The following is a 15489-nucleotide window of genomic DNA, read 5'->3' as shown; positions in this document are numbered from 1 at the left end:
GACTCGCCAGTCAAGCGGGCTCGGCTGACGTTCAGCGCCCGGCGCGCCGGCTCATGAACGCCAGACGCTCGAGCAACTGCACGTCCTGCTCGTTCTTCACCAGCGCGCCGGCCAGCGGCGGAATGGCCTTGGTCGGATCGCGTTCGCGCAGCAGCGCCTCGCCGATCTGGTCGGCCATCAGCAGCTTGAGCCAGTCGACCAGCTCGGAGGTGGACGGCTTCTTCTTCAGCCCCGGCAGCTTGCGGATGTCGAAGAAGATCTCCAGCGCCTCCTGCACCAGCTCCTGGCGGATGCTCGGGAAGTGCACGTCGACGATCCGCTGCAGGGTGGCGCGGTCGGGGAAGGCGATGTAGTGGAAGAAGCAGCGGCGCAGGAAAGCGTCCGGCAGCTCCTTCTCGTTGTTGGAGGTGATCAGGATGATCGGGCGCTGCACCGCCTTGATGGTCTCGCCGGTCTCGTAGACGAAGAACTCCATGCGGTCGAGTTCCTGCAGCAGGTCGTTGGGGAACTCGATGTCGGCCTTGTCGATCTCGTCGATCAGCAGCACCACCCGCTCGCCGGCCTCGAAGGCCTCCCACAGCTTGCCCTTGCGGATGTAGTTGCGCACGTCGTGGACCTTGTCGACGCCCAGCTGCGAGTCGCGCAGGCGGCTCACCGCGTCGTACTCGTAGAGCCCCTGATGGGCCTTGGTGGTCGACTTGATGTGCCAGGTGATCAGCCGGGTACCCAGCGCCTCGGCCAGTTGCTCGGCGAGCAGGGTCTTGCCGGTGCCCGGCTCGCCCTTGACCAGCAGCGGACGCTGCAGGCTGATGGCGGCGTTGACCGCCAGCTTGAGGTCGTCGGTGGCGACGTAGGAGGCGGTGCCTTCGAACTTCATCGGAGTCAATCCTTGCGCAGACATGCATGGCCGGCCGTTCCGGCGGCGAATGGCCGACTATAGCGTGCCGGCCCGCGGGCTGGGAACGCCGGCGCTGGACGCTCCGGCGCCGACGGCATAGGCTGATGCGGTTTCGCTTTTCATCGGAGGAGAAAGCCCGACATGAGCCGCATCTACGCAGACAACGCGCAAGCCATCGGCAATACGCCGCTGATCCGTATCAACCGCCTGGGCCCGCCGGGCGTGACCATCCTGGCCAAGAACGAGGGGCGCAACCCGGCCTACTCGGTCAAGTGCCGGATCGGCGCCAGCATGATCTGGGACGCCGAGGAAAGCGGCCGCCTCAAGCCGGGCATGACCATCGTCGAGCCGACCTCCGGCAACACCGGCATCGGCCTGGCCTTCGTCGCCGCCGCCAAGGGCTACAAGCTGATCCTGACCATGCCCGCCTCGATGAGCCTGGAGCGCCGCAAGGTGCTCAAGGCGCTCGGCGCCGAACTGGTGCTGACCGAGCCGGCCAAGGGCATGAAGGGCGCCATCGACAAGGCCAGCGAACTGGCCGCCGCCAATCCGGACCAGTACCTGCTGCTGCAGCAGTTCGAGAACCCGGCCAACCCGGCGATCCACGAGCAGACCACTGGCCCTGAGATCTGGACCGACACCGACGGCGCCATCGACGTGCTGGTCGCCGGCGTCGGCACCGGCGGCACCATCACCGGCGTGTCGCGCTACATCAAGAAGACCATGGGCAAGCCGATCCTCTCGGTGGCGGTGGAGCCGGTCGGCTCGCCGGTGATCAGCCAGACCCTGGCCGGCGCCGAGGTCAAGCCCAGCCCGCACAAGATCCAGGGCATCGGCGCCGGCTTCGTGCCGAAGAACCTCGACCTGTCGATCGTCGATCGCGTCGAGACGGTCAGCGACGACGAGGCGAAAGAGATGGCCCTGCGCCTGATGCGCGAGGAAGGCATCCTCTGCGGCATCTCCTGCGGCGCCGCCATGGCCGCCGCGGTGCGCATCGCCAACGAGCCGGCGATGCAGGGCAAGACCATCGTGGTGATCCTCCCCGACTCCGGCGAGCGCTACCTGTCCTCCATGCTGTTCGACGGCCTGTTCGGCGAGCAGGAGCTGCAGCAGTAAGCCCCCGTCGAGCTGCCGGCCAACGCCGGCGGCTCGACGCCCGCCAGGCACGCCCGCTACTCCGACGTTTTGCCTGCCGAGCAGTACCATTGCAGGCTGTTCCTCCCCCCGGCCGCTGGCTAAGCTCGCAGACCTGACCGTCCGCCGAGAGACTCCGCCATGCCCCAGCAATGGCTTGCTGCCGAAATCGCCCAGAGCATCCTGCAAGGCTTCGACGACTACCGCGACGGCTTTCGCCGCATCACCGATGGCGCCCGTGCGCGCTTCGAACAGGCGCAGTGGCAGGAGGCCCAGCAGGCCTCGGCACAGCGGATCAATCTCTACGAGGAAAAGGTCAACGAGGTGGTCGAGCGCCTGCGCCTGCGCTTTGCCGGCGAGCAGCTGCTCGACGTGCAGAACTGGCCGCTGATCAAGAGCGCCTACATCAGCCTGATCGACCCGCGCTTCGACGACGAGCTGGCGGAGACCTGGTACAACTCGATCTTCTGCAGCCTGTTCAGCCACGACTGCATCAACGACGGCAACATGTTCGTCCACACCACCCGACCGGCACTGCGCTCGCAGCCGCTGCTGCCGCAGGTGCGCAGCTACGCGCCGCAGGGCAAGCTGCGCGGCACGCTGGAGCAGATCTTCCGCGACTACTCCTTCGACGTTGCCTACGACGATCTCGAACGCGACCTCGACAAGCTCGCGCAGGTGCTGCGCAACAGCCTGCCCGACTGGGTGTGCAAGGACCCGCAACTGACTCTCGAACTCGTCAACCCGGTGCTGTATCGCAACAAGGGCGCTTACCTGGTCGGCCGCCTGCATACCCGCGACGAGCGCTGGCCGCTGGTGATCCCGCTGATCAACGTGGAGGGCAAGGGCATCCAGATCGACACCATCATCACCGACGAGGCCGAGGTGTCGATCATCTTCTCCTTCACCCGCTCGTACTTCATGGCCGACATCGCGATTCCGGCCGAGTTCGTCGCCTTCCTGCGGCGCATCATGCCGGGCAAGCACATCGCCGAGCTGTACACCTCGATCGGCTTCTACAAGCACGGCAAGTCGGAGTTCTTCCGCGCCCTGCTCAACCACCTGGCCGGCAGCGACGACCGCTTCGTCATGGCCCCCGGGGTGCGCGGCATGGTGATGAGCGTATTCACCCTGCCCGGCTTCAACACCGTGTTCAAAATCATCAAGGACCGCTTCTCGCCATCGAAGACCGTCGACCGCAACACGGTGATCGACCGCTACCGGCTGGTGAAGAGTGTCGACCGCGTCGGACGCATGGCCGACACCCAAGAGTTCGCCGACTTCCGCTTCCCGCGCAGCAAGTTCGACCCCGAATGCCTGGCGGAGCTGCTGGAAGTGGCCCCCTCCACCGTGGTGGTGGAAGGTGACATGGTACGCATCCGCCACTGCTGGACCGAGCGGCGCATGATCCCGCTGAACATCTACCTGGAAACCGCCAGCGAGGCGCAGACCCGCGAGGTGCTGTACGACTACGGCATGGCAATCAAGCAGCTGGCCGCCGCCAACATCTTCCCCGGCGACATGCTGTTGAAGAACTTCGGCGTCACCCGTCATGGGCGCGTGGTGTTCTACGACTATGACGAGATCAGCTATCTGACTGAGGTGAACTTCCGGCGTATTCCGCCGCCACGTTATCCCGAAGACGAGATGTCGCTGGAGCCCTGGTATTCGGTGGCACCCAACGACGTGTTTCCCGAGGAATTCCCCACCTTCCTGTTTGCCGACAAGGCGCAGCGCCGACTGTTCGCCGAGTTGCACGGCGACCTCTACCAGGCCGCCTACTGGCAGGGACTGCAGGCGGCAATCCGCGCCGGCAAGGTGATCGATGTATTCCCCTATCGCCGCCCGGAGAGCCCGCCAAACAGCCCCTGAACCGCGCCCCGTCTGGGCTGGAAGGGATTTTTCATGGCACGGCAAAAAATTGTTTGCCATGCCGGAGCGGAACGGGCAAAGTGAGGGCGTTGGTCAAGGCGGAATACGTTAGCTGTGAACGCACTGATTCAGTACGTCAGTTCGTCATTCTCGATATCTTGATTCCACACCCATGAACTCCGGTTCAGCTCCAAATCAACACCTAGGAATTACACGAAATGGCAACTGGCACTGTTAAGTGGTTCAACGACACCAAAGGCTTCGGTTTCATCAAGCCGGACGACGGTGGTGACGACCTGTTCGCCCACTTCTCTGAAATTCGCGCTCAGGGCTTCAAGACCCTGGCCGAAAACCAGAAAGTGTCCTTCGAAGTGACCACCGGTCCGAAGGGCAAGCAAGCTTCCAACATTCAGATCATCGGCTAATCGCTGCTGACCTGACTGTTAGAAAAAACCCGGCTCTCGAGCCGGGTTTTTTTATGCCTGCAATTTGCCGAATCGTCACGACCACCCTGCCGCGACCGCGGCCGACTCAGTCGTCGACCCGCCCCTCGGCGACCCTCTCGCCACGCCGCCACAGCACCCACTGCCCCGGCTGATACAGCGCCCAGGCCTCGTTGGCGGTCAGCGGATCGGTGGCGATCACCGTCACCACGTCGTTCGGCGTGGTTTCGGCGTGGAAGTCCACCGCCAGATCGGCATCCTTAAGCTGCGCCGGCCCGAAGGGGGCACGACGGGTGATATGCGCCAGCCTGGTCGAGCAGAAGCTGAACAGCCAGTCGCCGTCGCTGAGCAGGGCATTGAACACGCCGAGACGACGATAGCCGGCGCAGGCCTCCACCAGGGTCGGCAGCAGTTGCTCGACCGCCACCGGCTCGGGGAAGGCGCGGCGCACACGGTTGAGCAGATCGCAGAAGGCCGCCTCGCTATCGGTATCGCCCACCGGCCGATAGAAGTTCGCCAGCGGCTGCAGACCCGCCAGCTGGCCGTTGTGGGCGAAGCACCAGTTGCGCCCCCACAATTCGCGCACGAAGGGATGGGTATTGGCCAGGCCGACCCGGCCGACGTTGGCCTGACGGATATGGCCGATCACCACTTCGCTCTTGATCGGATAGCGCTGCACCAGACGCGCCACCTCCGACTCGCTGCTCGCCTGCGGGTCCTGGAACAGGCGCAGTCCGCGCCCCTCGTAGAAGCCGATGCCCCAGCCGTCGCGGTGCGGCCCGGTACGCCCGCCGCGCTGCATCAGCCCGGTGAAGCTGAAGACGATGTCGGTCGGCACGTTGGCGCTCATGCCCAGCAATTCGCACATACGACAGCTCCTTGCGACGCCCACCTGCGCGGCGGCGCAGGCATGGGAATTACAGACGCGGCTCGGCGCGCCCGCCGGCAGGCTGCTCGAGCAGCTCGCTCATGGTCGGCTCGCGCGCGGCTTCGGCCGCTGCGCGACGCGCCCGGCTGCGCCGCTGCAGCGGCCAGCGGATGGCGACGAAGAGGAAATACAGGGCAAAGGCCGCCATGCCGAAGGTGGCCAGGTCGGTGACCGCCCGCCACAGGTTGCCGCCGGTCTTGAACAGCAGATCGAGCGCGGTGATGGCGATCGCCGGCGCATGCAGGTCGCGCACCGGGTCGACCAGGGTCGGGGTGAACAGCAGCACGGCCATCACCACCCGCAGGGGTTCGCGCAGGCCGCGCCACATCCAGCCGGTGATCCGGAAACCGACCAGCAGGCAGGCCAGCGCAGCAACGGCATAGACGACCCAGGCGAGGAGATAATCTTGTTCAGTCATCGGTGCATGGCAGCAGCGGAATAAGGGCGCTTATGATAGCGGCTTTTCCCTGGAGCCGCGCGTCAGCTGCGGCTGGAGTCAGTCGATGCCCCTCACCCCGCCCCTCGCCCGCCGCCAGGCTGGCGCCGATCCCTATGCCTGGCTGGAGCAGCGCGACAGCGCCGAGGTCCTCGAGTACCTGCAGGCCGAGAACGCCTGGTTGGAACAGCAACTCGCCGACCAGGGGGAACTGCGCGAGCAGCTGTTCAAGGAAATCCGCGCGCGCATCCGCGAAACCGACCTGTCGCTGCCGAGCCCCTGGGGTCCATGGCTGTACTACCAGCGCACCACGGCGGGCGAGGAATACCCACGCCATTACCGCTGCCCGCGTCCGGCCGACGGTTCGCTAGGCATCGACCCGGCCGGCGAGGAGTTGCTGCTCGACCCCAACGTGCTGGCCGGCGACGGCTATCTGGACCTCGGCGCCTTCAGCATCAGCCCCGACCACAGCCGCCTGGCCTACAGCCTGGATAGCGAAGGCGACGAGATCTACACCCTGTACGTCAAGGAGCTGGGCAGCGGCGCCGTCACCGCCCTGCCCTTCGCCGACTGCGACGGCAGCATGACCTGGGCCAACGACAGCCGCACGCTGTTCTTCGGCGAGCTGGACGATACCCATCGCCCGCACAAGCTGTATCGCCATCGCCTGGGCGAGGCGGATGCCGAACTGGTGTTCGAGGAACAGGACGGCCGCTTCTTCCTCAACTGCCACCGCTCCAGCTCCGAGCGCCAGCTGATCCTGCTGCTGGCCAGCAAGACCACCAGCGAGGCCTGGGTGCTGGACGCCGAGCAGCCGCAGGGCGAGTTCCGCTGCCTGGCGCCCCGCGAGGAAGGCCACGAGTACTACCCCGACCACGGCCAGGTCGACGGCCAGTGGGGCTGGCTGATCCGCAGCAACCAGGTCGGTATCAACTTCGCCCTCTACCAGACCGACGAGGCCACGCCGACCCGCAGCCACTGGCGGGAACGGGTGGCACACCGCGCCGAGCTGATGCTCGAGGGCGTCACCCTCAACAGCGGCGCCATCACCCTCGAACTGCGCGACAACGGGCTGCCGGTGATCGAGGTGCTACCCCTGGGCGCAGCGCCCTACCGCGTCCAGCTGCCGGATGCCACCTACAGCCTGGACGTCTACGACGACCTGGAATTCGACAGCCCGGTGATCCGCCTGCGCTACGAGGCGCTCAACCGCCCGGCGCAGATCCGCCAGCTGGAACTGGCCAGCGGCGCGCAGACCATCCTCAAGCAGACCCCGGTGGAAGGTCCGTTCGACGCGGACGCCTACGAGAGCCGCCGCGTCTGGGCCAGCGCGGCGGACGGCACCCAGGTGCCGATCAGCCTGGTCGGCCGCCGCGATAGCTTCGCCCAACCCGCCCCGCTGTATCTGTACGGCTACGGCGCCTACGGCGAAAGCCTCGACCCCTGGTTCTCCCACGCGCGCCTGAGCCTGTTGGAGCGCGGCTTCCTGTTCGCCATCGCCCATGTGCGCGGCGGCGGCGAGCTGGGCGAAGCCTGGTACCGGGCCGGCAAGCTGGAGCACAAGCCGAACACCTTCGGCGACTTCATCGCCTGCGCGGAAAAGCTGATCGCCGACGGCTACACCACGCCGGCACAGCTGGCGATCAGCGGCGGCAGCGCCGGCGGCCTGCTGATCGGTGCGGTGCTCAACCAGCGCCCCGAACTGTTCGCCGCGGCGATCGCCGAGGTGCCCTTCGTCGACATCCTCAACACCATGCAGAACCCCGAGCTGCCGCTGACGGTGACCGAGTACGATGAGTGGGGCGACCCGAACGAGCCTGAAGCGTACGAGCGGATCAAGGCCTATGCGCCCTACGAGAACGTCGCCGCCCAGGCCTATCCGGCGATCCTCGCCGTGGCCGGCTACAACGACAGCCGCGTGCAGTACTGGGAGGCGGCCAAGTGGGTGGCCAAGCTGCGCGCCAGCAAGACCGACGACCACCTGCTGCTGCTCAAGACCGAGCTGGGCGCCGGCCACGGTGGGATGAGCGGGCGCTACCAGGCGCTCAAGGATGCGGCGCTGGAATACGCCTTCCTGCTCAAGGTGCTGGGCCTGGTCTGAAAACCCAAAAGGGGCGCCCGCGGGCGCCCCTTCTCGATCGACACGCGCCCGCTCAGGACAGCTCGCGCGCCATCACCTGCTGGCTGTGCGCCACGCCGTAGCGGCGCCGCGAGTAGGCATACAGGCCCAGGCCGATGACCATCCAGGCGACGAACAGCGCCCATTCCACCGGCACCAGCGCCGACGGACTGAACGGCATGTACATGGCCGCCATGGCCAGACTCAACAGCACCGACACCACGCCGACCAGCATGCCGGCACGTACCTTGAACGGACGCGGCATGCCCGGCTCGCGCACACGCAGCACCACGAACGACAGGGCGACGAACAGGTAGGCGATGACGATGGCCAGGCTGCCGGCATCGACGAACCACACCAGCGCCTTGCGCCCCAGCAGCGGTGCGGCGGTGCTGAGCATGCCGATCAGCAGGATGGCGTTGGTCGGGGTCTTGTAGCGCGGGTGCAGCTTGGCCAGGAAGGCCGGCAGCATGCCGGCGTGCGCGAGCGCATAGATCGCCCGGCTGCCACCGATGTAGAAGGCGTTCCAGCTGGTGACGATACCGGCGACACCGGCCATGATCATCAGCTTGGCGGCCCAGGGCGCACCATAAATGGTCCCCATCGCCTGCGGCACGGTCAGCACGTCGGCGCTGATGGCACCGGCCGGGATCGCCAGGCTGACGCCGAGGATGATCAGCGCGTAGAAGGCCACGGCCATCAGCACGGAGAAGATCAGCATCTTGCCGATCTCGCGCGGCGGCAGGTTGACCTCCTCGGCCGCCTGGGGGATCACGTCGAAGCCGACGAACATGAACGGCACCATCATCAGCACCGTGAGCACCCCGGCGCTGCCGCCGACCAGCAGCGGGTCCATGTTGCCGGTCTCGCCCTCGAACAGCGCGCCGGTGATGAACATCACGCCGACCGCGAGGATCAGCACCGTCACCACCTTCTGGATCAGCGAGGCGGTCTGCACGCCGAAGTAGTTGACCGCCGTCATCATGATCGAGCCGAGCATGCCGACCGCCACCCAGGAGGCCATCACGTCCCAGCCGGCTACCGTCCACAGGTAGCCGACCTGATAGCCCGGAATCAGGTTGTCGATCACGGTAGGCAGGGCCACCGCCTCGAAGGCCACCACCGATACGTAACCCAGCACGATGGCCCAGGTACACACGAAGGAGGCGAAGTGGCCGAGAGCCCGGTAGCTGTAGACGTGCTCCCCCCCGGACTGCGGCATGGCGGCCGCCAGTTCGGCGTAGGTCAGGCCGATCAGCACGATGGCGAGACCGCCAACGAGGAAGGCGAGGATCGAGCCCAGACTGCCGGCGGACTGGATCCAGCTGCCGGTCAGGACGATCCAGCCCCAGCCGATCATCGCGCCGAACGACAGGGCCAGGACCTCCTTGCGCCCGAGGACACGGGCAAAACTGGTAGCGGAAGATTGATTGCTCATCGGGTTAACGATCTCCATCGGAAGGCGTTGTTTTTTTTGATCATCCAACCAAAAGCACAAAGCGTTCCACATTCAGCACAGAGCCGTTAAATAAAACGATACAGCACCTCAACCCCGTCAAGACCGGCGCGCCCGCAGGAGCCCAGCCAGAAAACCTGTAAAAACAGCCACTTCAAGAAGCCAGCGACGTCAAATCGACTGTTACCGACAGTGACGCCCTGTGCAATATCCGAGTGCACTTGGAGAATATTTTGCACAACAACGGATCACCCAACTGCAACCCTGTGCGACAAAACAGACAGCAGGCCCCGCAAAAGCCAAAAGGCCCCGCGCTTTCGCGCGGAGCCTGTTTGGAATCGGCAACAGATACAGTGAAAGGCGACGCGACTCAGCGCAGCAGACGGGTATCCAGCACCTGCGACTTGCCGCCGAGCACGTTCTCGCTGATCTGCACGAAGTCCCCGGTGCTGGCCTTGCTCAGGCGCATCAGGCCGCGGGTCACGTCATCCAGCGAGCGTTGGCCCGCGCTGGCCTTGCGGATTTCGGCATCGAGATCCTGCAGCAGCAGCACCGCCCGTGCGGTGATCGGCCCGGTGGACTGCTCGCCACGCAGCGAGGTGACCTTGCGGCTCCAGCGGGTCAACTGCGCGCGGACCTTCTGGTAACGGTCGTCGCTCATGCCACCGGCGCGGCGCATCAGCTCGATGGCGTAGAACTCGGCCAGGCCCTCGGTGATCCAGTCGCTGCGGTCGGTGTCGCTGATCCGGCTGAACACATGGACCAGCTCATGCACCAGCGAGCTGGTGCCATTCTCGCTGACCAGCGGACGGTCGCGATGCATGTACAGCGAGTTGGGCGCAGACAGACCGCCGCGCCACATCGGATCGCCGGCGCCGACGATCAGCAGCTTGCCCGGCTCGCGAGGGAATACCGCCTGGGCGTGCGGCCAGACGAAGGTCAGCAGGGTAAGGATATCCATGCGTCGCACGCCCTCGCCCACCGGCGCAGCCACGGTCACCTCGGTCTTGCCCAGGGTGGCGCGGCGCGTGCCGAGCTTGCCGGCCAGGATCCAGCCGGTCGGACGGTCGAAGTGGCGCTCGGGATTGTCGATGCGGAAGCGGTGCTTGCCGATCCGTGGCCAGCCCGTCTCGACCCCCTGCCAGCCCTCCGGCAGCTCGAACTGCAGACGGCTGACCAGCTCGACGCCCGACTCCATGTTGATCTTCGCCGCCGGCACCAGATCATCGCCGCGCAGCAACGCCCAGTCCGGCGTCATGCGCGCATCGAAGCGGCCGTTGGCGCGCGGATGACTGATCTTCACCCGGTAGCTCAGCTGCGCCTTGCCATCCTGCGGGCGCCAGACGCCACGCTCCGGGCTGGTCTGCTGCCACTCGCCCTGGGCCTGGAAATCGCTGTAGTAGCCCTTGTCGCCAAGACTGAAGTCCAGAGACTTCAGCACCTGGCCGCGCTCCAGGGTGAGGGTGACTTCGGCCTGATCGCTTTCGGGCAGGAAGCGCACCTGATAGTCGAGATCGACCCGCTGCGCCGCCGCGAGCGGCGCAGACAATCCCAGCAACAACACGGCCAACGGCCGCCTGAAGCGTTCAAACATGGCAAGTTCTCCTTTGCTGCGGGGTTGGATCCATCCAGCCCCGACAGGTTCAGCCGGCGCGGAAAATCAGATGGTCTTCCCAATTTTCCTCGGCGACGCTGGCTTCGGCCAGCATGCGCCCGGCTTGGGAGATGCGCGCGTGGTGGACCGCCTGCGTGTCGCCGCAGACCAGGTGATGCCAGGGCAGCAGGTCCTTGCCCTCGGCCACCAGGCGATAGGCGCAGGTCGGCGGCAGCCAGCGGAACTCGCCGGCATCGGCCGGGGTGAGCTGGATGCAGTCGGGCACATGCTGCTTGCGTTCGGCGTAGTCGCTGCAGCGGCAGGTCTGCAGGTCGAGCAACTTGCAAGCGATGCGCGTGTAGTAGACGCCGCCATCATCCTCATCCTCGAGCTTCTGCAGGCAGCACAGCCCGCAGCCGTCGCACAGCGACTCCCATTCGTCCGGGTCGAGTTGCTCGAGGGGCTTGCGCTTCCAGAAGGGTTCGGTCTTGGCGGCCATGGCGGGTCTCGGTACAGGGGTGCGGCAGTCTAGCGATCCGCCCCCGCACGGCCAAGTGCAGGAGCGACCGGTGACCGCTCTGCCCAGCTGTCCGGGAGGCAGCTCAACAGTTCACACCGGATCGTTGCGGCGCAGCAGCTCGTCCGGCAGGTGCTCGATGTAGTCGTCCTCCGGCGGCGGCATCTGCAGGTGGTAGCCCTGCCTGTCGATGTTCTCGAGCACCTTGACCGCGTCTTCGCGGGCCAGCTTGCGCTCGGGGGTGAGCAGCATGTCGAACACGTGCTGCGGCGCACCGAAGGCACCGAGCAGGCCTTCCGGCACACGCTTGAGGGCCTCGCGCTTGTCGACATACAGGTACATCTCGCGCTTGCGCGGGCTTCTGTAGACGGAGCAGATCAGTTTCATCATCAACCTCAAGCCAGGGTGTCGAGCAGTGCCTGGCCCATCAGCGCGCGGCGCCAGCCGCGCAGGGAGTCCGGCAGGGTGTAGGGACCGGAGGGATAGCCGGTTTTCAGCAGGGCTTCGAGCACCTTCTTGCGCAGCATCAGCTCGGGCACGATCTGCAGTCGCTCGCCCTCGCGCTGACCGACGACACGCAGCTTCTTCAACAGCGCCGAGGCCTCCAGCGGCAGCGGCTCGGGCAACGGCTGCGGCCACTGCTCGGCCGGCAGGGCCGCGGCCTCGGCGATCAGCCGCAGCAGCGTCTCGCCATCCTGGCGCACGGTGCGCGGATGCATGTCCTCGATGCGCGCCAGGCTGACGCTATCACGCGGCTGGGTGCGCGCCAGCGGCCACAGAGAGCGCTCGCGCAGGATGCGGTTGCGTGGCTGATCGCGCTGGCGGGCCTGCTCCTCGCGCCAGGTACAGAGTGCGCGCAGCACGGCCAGCTGCTGACCATTGAGGCGCCAGGCCTGCTTGACCTCGCGCCAGGCGTCCTGCGGGTCGTGCACCTCGTACTGGGCGGCAACCAGCTCGGCACCATCCTCCAGCAGCCAGGCGCGCTTGTCGGCGGACAGACGCCGATCCAGCTCGTGATAGACCTCGCACAGGTGCTGCACATCCTCGGCGGCGTAGCGCACCTGCATCTCGCTCAGCGGGCGCTGCAGCCAGTCGGAACGGGTTTCGTCCTTCGGCAACTCGATGCCCAGCAACTCCTTGACCAATCGCGAGTAGCCCATGGAGAAGCCGATGTTCAGGTAACCGGCGGCGATCTGGGTGTCGAACAGCGGTTGCGGCAGGCTGCCGGTCAGGCGCCGGAACACTTCCAGATCCTCGCTGCAGGAGTGCAGCACCTTGACCACGGCCGGATCGTCCAGCAGTGCGGCGAAGGGAGACCAGTCGCCAATCTGCAACGGATCGATCAGCCACACCGCCTCGCCGTCGCCGACCTGCAGCAGCGCCGCGATCGGATAGAAGGTGTCGACCCGCATGAACTCGGTATCCAGGGCAACGAAAGGCCGCTCGCGCCAGGCGCTGCAGCAGGCGGCAAGGGTCGCGTCGTCCAGGATCCAGCGGATATCGATAGCGGGCACGGGGCTCTCCTGCAAAAAGTCGCAGTATAGCCTGAACACCCTGCCAACCGGGTCTGCGCAGCGCTCTCGGCGCGCGTTAAGCTGTGTCATCCGCGGGCCTTGCCGCGCCCGCCAGTTCCCGCACGGAGGTACTCCGGATGTCGCTCGCCCGCCTGATCAGCCCGCAAGACCTGGCACAGCGCCTGGGTCAGCCCGGCCTGACGATTCTCGATTGTCGCTTTGCCCTGGAAGACCCGCGCTATGGCCAGCGTGCCCATGCCGCCGGCCATCTGCCCGGCGCCTGCTTTGCCGACCTGGAGCGCGATCTGTCCGCCCCGGTGCAGCCGGGCAGAACCGGCCGCCACCCGTTGCCGGACCCGCAGCAGCTGTGCCAGCGCCTGCGCGACTGGGGCGTGAGCAACGACAGCGAAATCGTGCTGTATGACGACGGTGCGGGCGCCTTTGCCGCCCGTGCCTGGTGGCTGCTGCTGTGGCTGGGCAAGCGCGAAGGCATCTACCTGCTGGATGGCGGCCTGACGGCCTGGCAGGCGGCCGGACTGCCGCTGGATGTGCAGACGCCGCAACCGGCCCCGGGCAGTTTCGCGGGGACGCCGGACAGCAGCCTGGTGCTCGAGGCCGGCGCCCTGCTGCAGCGTCTGGCCGAACCGGACCTGACCCTGCTGGATGCCCGCGGGTTGCCGCGCTTTCGTGGCGAAGTCGAGCCGATCGACCCGGTGGCCGGACACATTCCCGGCGCGCAGTGCGCGGCCTTCATCGACAACCTGGGCAACGACGGCCGTTTCCTGCCCGCCGCGGTCTTGCGCCAGCGCTTTGCCGAACTGCTCGGCGCACGCCCGCAGGAGCAGCTGGTCGCCTACTGCGGTTCAGGGGTGACGGCCTGCCACAACCTGTTCGCCCTGTGCCTGGCGGGCTACCCGCTGGGCCGCCTGTACGCCGGCTCGTGGAGCGAATGGATTACCGATCCGCAGCGCCCGGTGGTGTGCGAGAAAAGCTGAGGCGCAAGTCAATCGGAGCGCCCCGGCGAGATACCGCCCCGTCACGCCGGGCGGTACAAAAAACGCAGACAAAAAAAAGGGCGGGTTGCCCCGCCGCTCTTTTTTTCCCTATCCACCATCCTGGTGTGCCGCCTCCGGCGACGTCCTGACCGGCTTCCTGCCGGCTGCGTTATTCCCTGAACGCATTGAGATAATAGCCTCCACAGCAGCTTGCGCAAACCGCGGCTCCAGCTCCGCCCGCGCCGGGAAACATCCACCCGTTAAAAATAAACACATTAAAAACAATCACTTAAAAAGCCCTTCAAGCTGAAAGGATATAAACCGGCAACCCCTGCAGCCACTCTCCTACACGCCTTGTAAGCAATGACTTACACATCCTTGCGCCAATCGCCCGGAACTTACGGCAACAGCCAGGCGGAAGAACCGCGGCGACCGCCCAGAAGCACGAAACCCGGCGGGCGCCGGGTTCACGTGCAAGACAAGAAGCTTGTTATTGGCTGGAGCCGGGATGTCCTACTGGAACAGCGACTCGCTGGACAGGCCGTTGCTTTCCAGGATCTCGCGCAGGCGCTTGAGCGCCTCGACCTGGATCTGCCGCACCCGCTCACGGGTCAGACCGATCTCCCGGCCGACCTCTTCCAGCGTACTGCTCTCGTGCCCGCGCAAGCCAAAGCGGCGAATCACCACTTCGCGCTGCTTCTCGGTCAACTCGGACAGCCACTGATCAATGCTCTGCCCCAGGTCCTCGTCCTGCAGCAGCTCGCACGGATCGGTCGGATGATCGTCGGTCAGGGTATCCAGCAGGGTCTTGTCGGAGTCGGGACCGAGAGCGACATCCACCGAACTCACCCGCTCGTTCAGGCCGAGCATGCGCTTGACCTCCGCCACCGGCTTGTCCAGCAGCGTGGCGATTTCCTCGGCGGTGGGTTCGTGATCGAGCTTCTGGGTCAGCTCGCGCGCGGCGCGCAGGTAGACATTCAACTCCTTGACCACATGAATCGGCAGACGGATGGTGCGCGTCTGGTTCATGATCGCCCGCTCGATGGTCTGGCGGATCCACCAGGTGGCGTAGGTGGAGAAGCGGAAGCCGCGCTCGGGGTCGAACTTCTCGACGGCGCGAATCAGGCCGAGATTGCCTTCCTCGATCAGATCGAGCAGGGTCAGCCCGCGATTGACGTAGCGCCGGGCGATCTTCACCACCAGACGCAGGTTGCTTTCGATCATGCGCTTGCGTCCGGCCGCTTCGCCGCGGCGGGCCATGCGCGCGAAATGGACTTCTTCTTCCGGGCTCAGCAAGGGAGAGAAGCCGATTTCATTGAGATAGAGCTGGGTCGCATCCAGCGCCCGGGTGTAGTCGACGAACTTGTGCTGCCTGGTCCCCACCACCTTGGCCGAACTGACTACCGCCTCGCCGCAGTCCTCTTCGCCGTCGGGCGAAAGCATTTCCGGGACGATACCTGCTTCCAGCAGGAGTACTTCATCGTCACTGTCAAACTCCGGCGTTTTTGGCGTTTTTCTTGTAATTGCCATCGTGCTGCTCCCTTTGCTGAGTTCAACAACAGGCCCGCTGCGCCTCGAGGCCT

General features: G+C 65.9%; 13 protein-coding genes and 1 pseudogene. 5 read left to right on the top strand and 9 right to left on the bottom strand.

Features of this window, described 5'->3' with window-relative positions:
* Nucleotides 1-31: 31 nt before the first annotated feature.
* The gene (locus BM297_RS10510) at nt 32-877 is read right to left on the bottom strand and encodes an AAA family ATPase (protein ID WP_092431057.1); all 846 of its coding nucleotides are present in this window, start codon (nt 875-877) and stop codon (nt 32-34) included.
* 162 nt (nt 878-1039) lie between these two features.
* Here BM297_RS10510 and cysK point away from each other — a divergent pair, with 162 nt between their 5' ends.
* The 3 genes from cysK to BM297_RS10495 all read left to right on the top strand — a co-directional run bounded on the left by cysK (nt 1040) and on the right by BM297_RS10495 (nt 4329).
* Entirely contained in the window at nt 1040-2014 is a 975-nt protein-coding gene (gene cysK, locus BM297_RS10505; RefSeq protein WP_092431055.1) for a cysteine synthase A, read from the top strand.
* 159 nt (nt 2015-2173) lie between these two features.
* Nucleotides 2174-3904, top strand: coding sequence for a bifunctional isocitrate dehydrogenase kinase/phosphatase (gene aceK / locus BM297_RS10500; protein WP_092431053.1), 1731 nt, complete (start codon nt 2174-2176; stop codon nt 3902-3904).
* Nucleotides 3905-4122: 218 nt separating this feature from the next.
* Nucleotides 4123-4329: a cold-shock protein gene (locus BM297_RS10495; protein WP_090214396.1), complete on the top strand. Its 207-nt coding sequence runs from the start codon at nt 4123-4125 to the stop codon at nt 4327-4329.
* A 106-nt stretch (nt 4330-4435) separates the two neighbouring features.
* On the opposite strand, the gene BM297_RS10490 is transcribed toward BM297_RS10495, so the two are convergent.
* Together BM297_RS10490 and BM297_RS10485 are read right to left on the bottom strand one after the other, a co-directional pair.
* Entirely contained in the window at nt 4436-5215 is a 780-nt protein-coding gene (locus BM297_RS10490) for a class II glutamine amidotransferase (RefSeq protein WP_092431051.1), read from the bottom strand.
* Between the two features lie 49 nt (nt 5216-5264).
* Entirely contained in the window at nt 5265-5693 is a 429-nt protein-coding gene (locus tag BM297_RS10485; protein ID WP_092431048.1) for an MFS transporter, read from the bottom strand.
* Nucleotides 5694-5778: 85 nt separating this feature from the next.
* Here BM297_RS10485 and BM297_RS10480 point away from each other — a divergent pair, with 85 nt between their 5' ends.
* On the top strand, nt 5779-7812 hold the full coding sequence (locus BM297_RS10480; RefSeq protein WP_092431047.1) for a S9 family peptidase: 2034 nt from the start codon (nt 5779-5781) through the stop codon (nt 7810-7812).
* Between the two features lie 52 nt (nt 7813-7864).
* Here BM297_RS10480 and BM297_RS10475 read toward each other — a convergent pair whose 3' ends face one another.
* The 5 genes from BM297_RS10475 to rnd all read right to left on the bottom strand — a co-directional run bounded on the left by BM297_RS10475 (nt 7865) and on the right by rnd (nt 12911).
* Nucleotides 7865-9268 (bottom strand): APC family permease, encoded by a 1404-nt coding sequence (locus tag BM297_RS10475; protein ID WP_092431045.1) that lies wholly within the window; start codon nt 9266-9268, stop codon nt 7865-7867.
* Between the two features lie 388 nt (nt 9269-9656).
* Nucleotides 9657-10880, bottom strand: coding sequence for a M61 metallopeptidase family protein (locus BM297_RS10470; protein WP_092431044.1), 1224 nt, complete (start codon nt 10878-10880; stop codon nt 9657-9659).
* Nucleotides 10881-10929: 49 nt separating this feature from the next.
* Nucleotides 10930-11379, bottom strand: a complete 450-nt coding sequence (locus tag BM297_RS10465) for a YcgN family cysteine cluster protein (RefSeq protein WP_092431042.1) — start codon at nt 11377-11379, stop codon at nt 10930-10932.
* A gap of 111 nt (nt 11380-11490) precedes the next feature.
* On the bottom strand, nt 11491-11784 hold the full coding sequence (locus BM297_RS10460; RefSeq protein ID WP_092431040.1) for a YcgL domain-containing protein: 294 nt from the start codon (nt 11782-11784) through the stop codon (nt 11491-11493).
* A gap of 8 nt (nt 11785-11792) precedes the next feature.
* Nucleotides 11793-12911, bottom strand: a complete 1119-nt coding sequence (gene rnd, locus BM297_RS10455) for a ribonuclease D (protein WP_245768249.1) — start codon at nt 12909-12911, stop codon at nt 11793-11795.
* 137 nt (nt 12912-13048) lie between these two features.
* Here rnd and BM297_RS10450 point away from each other — a divergent pair, with 137 nt between their 5' ends.
* Complete coding sequence (locus BM297_RS10450; RefSeq protein WP_092431032.1) at nt 13049-13906, top strand: sulfurtransferase; 858 nt, start codon at nt 13049-13051, stop codon at nt 13904-13906.
* A 513-nt stretch (nt 13907-14419) separates the two neighbouring features.
* Here the strand turns inward: BM297_RS10450 and rpoS are convergent.
* A pseudogene (gene rpoS, locus BM297_RS10445) lies at nt 14420-15280 on the bottom strand (RNA polymerase sigma factor RpoS); the annotation flags it as partial.
* Nucleotides 15281-15489: the final 209 nt, after the last annotated feature.

It is taken from the genome of Geopseudomonas sagittaria (assembly GCF_900115715.1).
GTDB lineage: Bacteria > Pseudomonadota > Gammaproteobacteria > Pseudomonadales > Pseudomonadaceae > Geopseudomonas > Geopseudomonas sagittaria.
This window is presented reverse-complemented; position numbering and strand designations above follow the sequence as displayed.

Excerpts from the sequence above, each read along its gene's own strand:
- BM297_RS10450 (WP_092431032.1), top strand. The coding sequence starts at position 13,049 with ATGTCGCTCGCCCGCCTGATCAGCCCGCAAGACCTGGCACAGCGCCTG.
- BM297_RS10490 (WP_092431051.1), bottom strand. The coding sequence starts at position 5,215 with ATGTGCGAATTGCTGGGCATGAGCGCCAACGTGCCGACCGACATCGTC.
- BM297_RS10460 (WP_092431040.1), bottom strand. The coding sequence starts at position 11,784 with ATGAAACTGATCTGCTCCGTCTACAGAAGCCCGCGCAAGCGCGAGATG.
- BM297_RS10475 (WP_092431045.1), bottom strand. The coding sequence starts at position 9,268 with ATGAGCAATCAATCTTCCGCTACCAGTTTTGCCCGTGTCCTCGGGCGC.
- BM297_RS10485 (WP_092431048.1), bottom strand. The coding sequence starts at position 5,693 with ATGACTGAACAAGATTATCTCCTCGCCTGGGTCGTCTATGCCGTTGCT.
- BM297_RS10465 (WP_092431042.1), bottom strand. The coding sequence starts at position 11,379 with ATGGCCGCCAAGACCGAACCCTTCTGGAAGCGCAAGCCCCTCGAGCAA.
- aceK (WP_092431053.1), top strand. The coding sequence starts at position 2,174 with ATGCCCCAGCAATGGCTTGCTGCCGAAATCGCCCAGAGCATCCTGCAA.
- BM297_RS10510 (WP_092431057.1), bottom strand. The coding sequence starts at position 877 with ATGAAGTTCGAAGGCACCGCCTCCTACGTCGCCACCGACGACCTCAAG.
- cysK (WP_092431055.1), top strand. The coding sequence starts at position 1,040 with ATGAGCCGCATCTACGCAGACAACGCGCAAGCCATCGGCAATACGCCG.
- BM297_RS10495 (WP_090214396.1), top strand. The coding sequence starts at position 4,123 with ATGGCAACTGGCACTGTTAAGTGGTTCAACGACACCAAAGGCTTCGGT.
- BM297_RS10470 (WP_092431044.1), bottom strand. The coding sequence starts at position 10,880 with ATGTTTGAACGCTTCAGGCGGCCGTTGGCCGTGTTGTTGCTGGGATTG.
- BM297_RS10480 (WP_092431047.1), top strand. The coding sequence starts at position 5,779 with ATGCCCCTCACCCCGCCCCTCGCCCGCCGCCAGGCTGGCGCCGATCCC.